This is a genomic window from Methylobacterium sp. CCH5-D2 (assembly GCF_001556475.1).
GTDB lineage: Bacteria > Pseudomonadota > Alphaproteobacteria > Rhizobiales > Beijerinckiaceae > Methylobacterium > Methylobacterium hispanicum.
Window position 1 is genome coordinate 1 of sequence record NZ_LSIX01000657.1, and the last position, 5,953, is coordinate 5,953.

Consider the following 5,953-nt stretch of genomic DNA (forward strand, 5'->3'; position numbering starts at 1 on the left):
GGCTCGGCACGGTGCGGGGCTTCCACCGCCGCTTCTGCCTGCTCCAGCGCCGTTTCCGCGGCACGCCCGACCGGCCGGGCTTCGTGCTGGCGCTCGACCGGGGCGGGCTCTGCCGCGGCGTCGCCTTCCGGCTCGCGGGCACCGACGTGCACGAGACGCTGATGCCGGTCTGGCGGCGGGAGATGCGGGGCATGGGCTACGTCGCCCGCTGGCTGCCGGTCGTGACGGATGGCGGCACGGTCCCGGCCCTCACCTTCCTGGTGAACCGGGCAAGCGACCGCTACAGCGGCCGTCTCGCCGACGCGGAGATCGCCGACCGCATCGCGGCGGCCTGCGGCAATCTCGGCCCCAGCGCCGAGTACCTCTACCGCACGGTCGAGGCCTGCGCCGCGCTCGGCATCCGCGACCGGCACCTGTGGTCGCTGCAGAGGCTCGTCGCCGAGCGGCTGCGCGCGCAGATCGCCCTCACAGCCGGTCCCGCTTGAGCGCGACCGCCGCCCGGCCCCCGTGGTGCTCGGCATCGGGGTTGCGCAACTCGCGGAAACCCGGCGTCTTGCCGGTCGTCAGCAGGACGAACAGCGTCAGCGCCAGCACAACCTTGGTCCGCATGGGTCCTGTGATCCCGCATCCCGGGCGGCCGGCTCCCGGCCCAGCCCGCGGCAGCGCCGGGCCCGGTCGCGGGCGAGGCGGCGCTGTCTCAAGCACGGCTGTTTAGGCGCCTCGGCGGGCGGCGGACCTGCGCTGGCGCACACGGGCCGGGCTCGGCCCCGGCCTGCCCGCCGACAGGGTCAACGAAGCGTTGCGGCCGTGTGGCATATCGCCGGACGGGGTCGATCGGTCCGGGCCGGCCCCTAGCTCCCGACGCGTCCTCCCCGATCCCAGCGAGCGCCGTGTCGAAGCCCATCAGCGACTACGCCATCATCGGCGACACCCACGCGAACGCGCTCGTCGCCCGCGACGGCTCGATCGACTGGCTGTGCTGGCCCCGGCACGACTCGCCGGCCCTCTTCCTGAAGATCCTCGATGAGGAGCGGGGCGGCTCCTGCTCGATCGTGTTCGAGGGTGTGGAGCGCACCGCGCGGCGCTACCTGCCCGAGACGAACGTGCTGGAGACCACCTTCGAGACCGCGACCGGCCGGGCGGTGCTCCTCGACGTGATGCCGGTCAACCCGCCCGCGACCGAGCCCGACGAGGGCCCGGACGGCGAGGGCGAGAGCCGTCTGCTGCGTCTCCTCACCTGCGTCTCCGGCCGGGTCTCCGGCGCCTTCCGGGTGCGGCCGACCTTCGACTACGCCCGCCGCGCCTGCGAGCCCGTGCAGGAGGCGCACTGGGTGCTGTTCGAGGCGGGCGAGCAGCGGGTGCGGGTGAGCGCCGGGCACGATCCGCGGGTCGAGGACGACGCGGCGGTGAGCCGCTTCGCGCTCGAGGCGGGCGAGAGCACCTACCTCGTCCTCACCCACGGCGAGGACGACGAGAGCGCAGGCGTCGACGACTTCGCGGGCGCGCGGATGCGGGCCGAGGCCACGGTCGATTACTGGCGGCGCTGGAGCGCGCGCTGCACCTACCAGGGGCCCTACCGCGACGCGGTGCTGCGCTCGGCGCTCTGCCTGAAGCTGCTGACCTACTCGCCGACCGGCGCGATCATCGCGGCGGCGACCGCCGGCCTGCCGGAGGCGGTGCCGGGCAACCGCAACTACGACTACCGCTTCACCTGGATGCGCGACGCCACCTTCACGGTCACCGCCTTCGTGATGCTCGGCTACGTGCGCGAGGCCTCGGAATTCCTGCGCTTCCTGCGCGAGGCCGACGGCAGCTTCGGCCGGCACACCCGCCTCCTCTACGGCATCAACGGGCCGATGCCGCCGGAGGAGGCGCTGACCCATCTCTCCGGCTGGCGCGGCGTCGGCCCGGCGCTGATCGGCAACGCCGCCGAGCACCAGGACCAGCACGACATCTACGGCGAGCTCGTCCGCGCGCTCTGCGTGTTCCTCGAGGCGGTGCGCTACGATCCCCCCGAGAAGGTCAACGACCGGCTGCCGGAGGTGCTCGACAACCTCACGCGCCGGGCGCTCGCCGCGCGGGATGTCGCCGACCACGGCATCTGGGAGCTGCGCACCGCCCCGCGCCAGCAGCTCCACACCAAGGCGATGATCTGGGTGGCCCTCAAGGACGCCGCCCGCATCGGCCGCAACATCCGGGGCGTGGCGCCCGGGACGATCGAGGCCTGGGAGCGGGAGGCGGACGCGCTGAAGGCCGAGTACCTCGACCGCTGCTGGAATCCCCGCAAGGGCGCCTTCGTGGGGGCCTACGATTCCGAGCACCTCGACGCGGCGGTGCTGCGCGCGGTGCTGTTCGGCGCGATCGATCCGCAGGATCCGCGCACGCTCTCGACGCTCGCCGCGATCGAGGACGAACTCGGCGACGGCGACCTGATCTACCGCTACCGCATGGAGGACGGCCTGGACGGGGACGAGGCGACCTTCACCGCTTGCGCCTTCTGGCGCGTCGGCTGCCTCGCCCTCGCCGGCCGCACCCGCGAGGCGACCGCGGCCTTCGAGCGGCTGATCGCGCGCGGCAACGATGTCGGGCTCTTCGCGGAGGAGATCGACGCGGCGAGCGGCGAGCAGCGGGGCAACACGCTGCAGGGCTTCTCCCACATGGCGCTGATCAACGCCGCGCTGCGCCTCCAGTCCTGCATCGACCGCTACGGCCTGCCGGACGAGGAGGAGCCGCCGCGGCGGGCGGCCGAGTGAGGGGCCTCAGCGCCCGCTCGACCCGAAGCCGCCGCCGCCGCGGGCCGAGCCCGGCCGGGCGTCGTCCGTCTCCACCGTGAGGCGCGGCCGCGCGACCCGGGTGAACACCATCTGGGCGATGCGCTCGCCGGGCTCGATCCGGACCGGCGCGCCGTCCGGATTCCGGTTCCAGGCCGAGATCAGGAGCGGGCCCTCGTAGTCAGCGTCGATCACGCCGGTGCCGTTGCCCATCACCAGCCCGTCGCGGTGGCCGCGGCCGGAGCGCGGCAGGACCAGGCCGCACCAGCCGGGATCGCGGATCCGCACGCTGAAGCCCGCCGGGACCAGCGCGGGCCGCGCCTGCGGCGCGAGCAGGAGGGGCGCATCGAGGCAGGCGAAGAGGTCGAGCCCGGCCGCCCCCGCCGAGCCCCAGTGCGGGAAGCCCCAGCCGGGGAGCCGCGGGTCGAGGAGGCGGATGCCGACCTCCGGCAGGTCCGCGCCCCCATCCGCCCCCGGGCTCATGCGCCCTGCCGGGTGATCGCCTCGGAGAGGGTCAGCACCCGGCGCGCCTCCTCGGCGTGCAGGCGCTCGACCATGCGGCCCCGGAAGGCGATCGCCCCGCGGCCCCGGTTCTCCGGCGCGGCGAAGGCGGCGATCAGCGCCTCGGCCTCCGCGATCTCCTCCGGGGCGGGGCCGAAGGCCGCGTTGGCCGCCGCGATCTGGTCCGGATGGACCAGCATCTTGCCGTCGAAGCCGAGCGCGCGCCCCTGGGCACACTCGGCCGCGAAGCCCTCCGCGTCCGTGAAGGCGTTGTAGATGCCGTCGATCGCGTCGATCTCGTAGGCGCGGGCGGCCGCGATCACGCCCATCAGCCAGGGCATCAGCGCGGCGCGTCCCGGCGCGAGGCGCATCCGCGCCGCCTTGGCGAGGTCGTTCGGGCCCACCACGAGGCCGGCGAGCCGCACGTCCACGTCGCGGGCCGCGCTCGCGATGTCGGCGAGGTTGAGGATCGCGAGCGGGCTCTCGATCATCGCCCAGATCCGGATGCCGGGCTGCGCCTTCAGGCGGCGCAGGCGCGAGCCGACCACGACCAGCGCCTCCGGGCCGGTCACCTTCGGCACCAGGATCCCGTCCGGGACGGCGGGCGCGAGCGCCGCGAGGTCGTCCTCGCCGTGATCGCCGTCGAGCGGGTTGATCCGCACCACCACCTCGCGCGGGCCGAAGCGCCTCTCCGAGACCGCGGCGGCGACCCGGGCACGGGCCTCGCCCTTGGCCTCGGGCGCGACCGCGTCCTCGAGATCGATCAGCACGACGTCGCAGGGCAGGCCGCCGGCCTTCTCCAGGGCGCGGGCGTTCGAACCCGGCATGGAGAGGACGCTGCGGCGCGGGCGGATCTCGGTCATGGCGGGTCCCCGAGCGCTCTGGAATCGTCCGGCCGATACCGCTACGGCGGGACCGAGACAAGGCGGGAGGGACAGCTTGGCGCGCTGGATCGCGGGGCTCGACGGCTGTCGCGGCGCCTGGGCGGGCGTGCTGCTCGACCTCGACGACCCGGCGCGCCACCGCGCCGGCCTCTTCGCCACCGTCGCGGAGGTGCTCGACGGGCCCGAGGCGCCGCTCCGCGTCGGCATCGACATCCCGATCGGTCTCCCCGAGCGCAGCCTCGGCGGCGGGCGCTCCGCCGACCGGGCCGCCCGCGCGCTGCTCGGGGCCCGCGGTTGCGCCAGCGTCTTCCCGGTGCCGCCGCGCGCCGCGGTCTACGCACCCGACTACGAGAGCGCCAAGGCCCTCTCCCGCCGCGACAGCGATCCGCCCCGCGCGCCCTCGATCCAGTGCTGGAACATCGCGCCCGCCATCCGCGCGGTCGACGCATTGCTGCGCGCGCGTCCGGACCTGCGCGCGCGCCTTCACGAGGTCCATCCCGAGATCGCCTTCCGCTGCCTCAACGGCGGCCTCCCGCTCGAAGCGGGCAAGAAGGGAGCGGAGCGCCGGGCGGGGCTCGCGGCGCGCCGAGACCTTCTGCTGGCGGCGGGGCTGCCGGAGGCGCTGGTCCGGGAGCCGCCCCGCGGCGTCGGCCCGGACGACCACCTCGACGCCCTGGCGGGGCTCGTCGTCGCGCGCGACATCCTGACGGGGCGCGCCCGCCCGCTGCCGGACCCGTTCGAGCACGACGCGCACGGCCTGCCCGTCGTGATCTGGGCGCCGGCTCGGCGCACTTCCGATGAGCGCCCGGCCCGATCCTGCTAAGGAGACCCCATGAGCGATACCCTGCCGATCCGCCACATCGCCCGCGCCCTGGTCTTCGATCCCGACGACCGGCTGCTTCTCATCGCCTACCAGTCGGTGCATGCCCGCAACCCGGACGGGACGCCGAAGGTCTTCTGGTTCATGCCCGGCGGTGGGCTGGAGGCGGGCGAGAGCCACCTCGAGGCCTGTCGGCGCGAACTCGTCGAGGAGATCGGCCGCGAGACCGAGATCGGGCCGCAGATCGCCGCCTGCGACGGGCCGTTCCGCCTCTTCCAGCAGGGGCGGGACGCGCGCGAGCGCTACTTCCTCGTCCGACTGCCCGACGCGGCGGTCGATACCAGTCGCCTCGCCGAGACGGAGGACAATCCGGTCCTCGGCACGCGCTGGTGGAGCGTCAGTGAATTGTGCGCGACCGAGGAACACATCGAACCGGCCGGACTTGCAGACTTGGCGCGCCGGGTGGCTTCTGGGATGATTCCTGACGATCCCGTCGTTCTGTCATGGCGGGATGCCTGAGCCGGCAGGTCCCGCGGCGCATGCCGACCCGGCCGATCCTTCCGTACGCAGGAGACACCATGTTCCCCGAAGCCCTGACCGCGGGTTACCGGTCCTTCCTCTCGGATCGCTTTCCGCAGGAGAGCCGCCGCTTCAAGCAGCTCGCCACGAGCCAGGCCCCCGAGGTGCTGGTGATCAGCTGCTGCGACAGCCGCGTGGCGCCCGAGGCGATCTTCGACGCCGGCCCGGGCGAGCTCTTCGTCATCCGCAACGTCGCCAACATCGTGCCGATCTACGAGACCGGCGGCGAGTACCACGGCACCTCGGCGGCCATCGAGTTCGCCGTGCAGGCGCTGGAGGTGAAGCACATCGTCGTGCTGGGCCACGCCACCTGCGGCGGCATCAAGGCCTTCGCCAACAAGGCCGAGCCGCTCTCGCCCGGCAACTTCATCGGCAAGTGGGTCTCGCTGGTGGCCCCC

8 protein-coding genes are annotated in these 5,953 nt (G+C 74.0%); 5 read left to right on the forward strand and 3 right to left on the reverse strand.

What is annotated here, in order from left to right; all coding sequences use genetic code 11:
- A partial coding sequence (locus AX737_RS17425; protein WP_066923646.1) for a gamma-glutamylcyclotransferase occupies positions 1 to 485 on the forward strand: 485 nt, incomplete at its 5' end.
- Here the strand turns inward: AX737_RS17425 and AX737_RS34565 are convergent.
- Entirely contained in the window at positions 466 to 609 is a 144-nt protein-coding gene (locus AX737_RS34565; RefSeq protein WP_197430619.1) for a hypothetical protein, read from the reverse strand. The two genes, AX737_RS17425 and AX737_RS34565, sit on opposite strands and share 20 nt — an antisense overlap.
- A gap of 281 nt (positions 610 to 890) precedes the next feature.
- On the opposite strand from AX737_RS34565, the gene AX737_RS17430 reads away from it, so the two are divergent.
- The gene (locus AX737_RS17430) at positions 891 to 2,753 is read left to right on the forward strand and encodes a glycoside hydrolase family 15 protein (protein WP_066923648.1); all 1,863 of its coding nucleotides are present in this window, start codon (positions 891 to 893) and stop codon (positions 2,751 to 2,753) included.
- 6 nt (positions 2,754 to 2,759) lie between these two features.
- Here AX737_RS17430 and dut read toward each other — a convergent pair whose 3' ends face one another.
- A complete protein-coding gene (dut, locus tag AX737_RS17435) occupies positions 2,760 to 3,254 on the reverse strand; it encodes a dUTP diphosphatase (protein WP_066923650.1) in 495 nt (164 codons plus the stop codon).
- Positions 3,251 to 4,135 (reverse strand): CoA ester lyase, encoded by an 885-nt coding sequence (locus tag AX737_RS17440; protein ID WP_066923651.1) that lies wholly within the window; start codon positions 4,133 to 4,135, stop codon positions 3,251 to 3,253. The genes dut and AX737_RS17440 overlap by 4 nt, the downstream gene beginning before the upstream one ends.
- 76 nt (positions 4,136 to 4,211) lie before the next feature.
- Between AX737_RS17440 and AX737_RS17445 the strand changes: the two genes are divergently transcribed.
- The 3 genes from AX737_RS17445 to AX737_RS17455 all read left to right on the forward strand — a co-directional run.
- Entirely contained in the window at positions 4,212 to 4,979 is a 768-nt protein-coding gene (locus AX737_RS17445) for a DUF429 domain-containing protein (protein WP_066923653.1), read from the forward strand.
- A gap of 9 nt (positions 4,980 to 4,988) precedes the next feature.
- Entirely contained in the window at positions 4,989 to 5,495 is a 507-nt protein-coding gene (locus AX737_RS17450; RefSeq protein ID WP_066923654.1) for an NUDIX domain-containing protein, read from the forward strand.
- Positions 5,496 to 5,554: 59 nt separating this feature from the next.
- The coding region (locus AX737_RS17455) for a carbonic anhydrase (protein ID WP_280949086.1) at positions 5,555 to 5,953 on the forward strand (399 nt) is incomplete at its 3' end.

What these genes read in the sequence shown, in the direction of transcription:
- AX737_RS34565 (WP_197430619.1), bottom strand. Translation starts at nt 609, where the DNA reads ATGCGGACCAAGGTTGTGCTGGCGCTGACGCTGTTCGTCCTGCTGACG.
- dut (WP_066923650.1), bottom strand. Translation starts at nt 3,254, where the DNA reads ATGAGCCCGGGGGCGGATGGGGGCGCGGACCTGCCGGAGGTCGGCATC.
- AX737_RS17440 (WP_066923651.1), bottom strand. Translation starts at nt 4,135, where the DNA reads ATGACCGAGATCCGCCCGCGCCGCAGCGTCCTCTCCATGCCGGGTTCG.
- AX737_RS17450 (WP_066923654.1), top strand. Translation starts at nt 4,989, where the DNA reads ATGAGCGATACCCTGCCGATCCGCCACATCGCCCGCGCCCTGGTCTTC.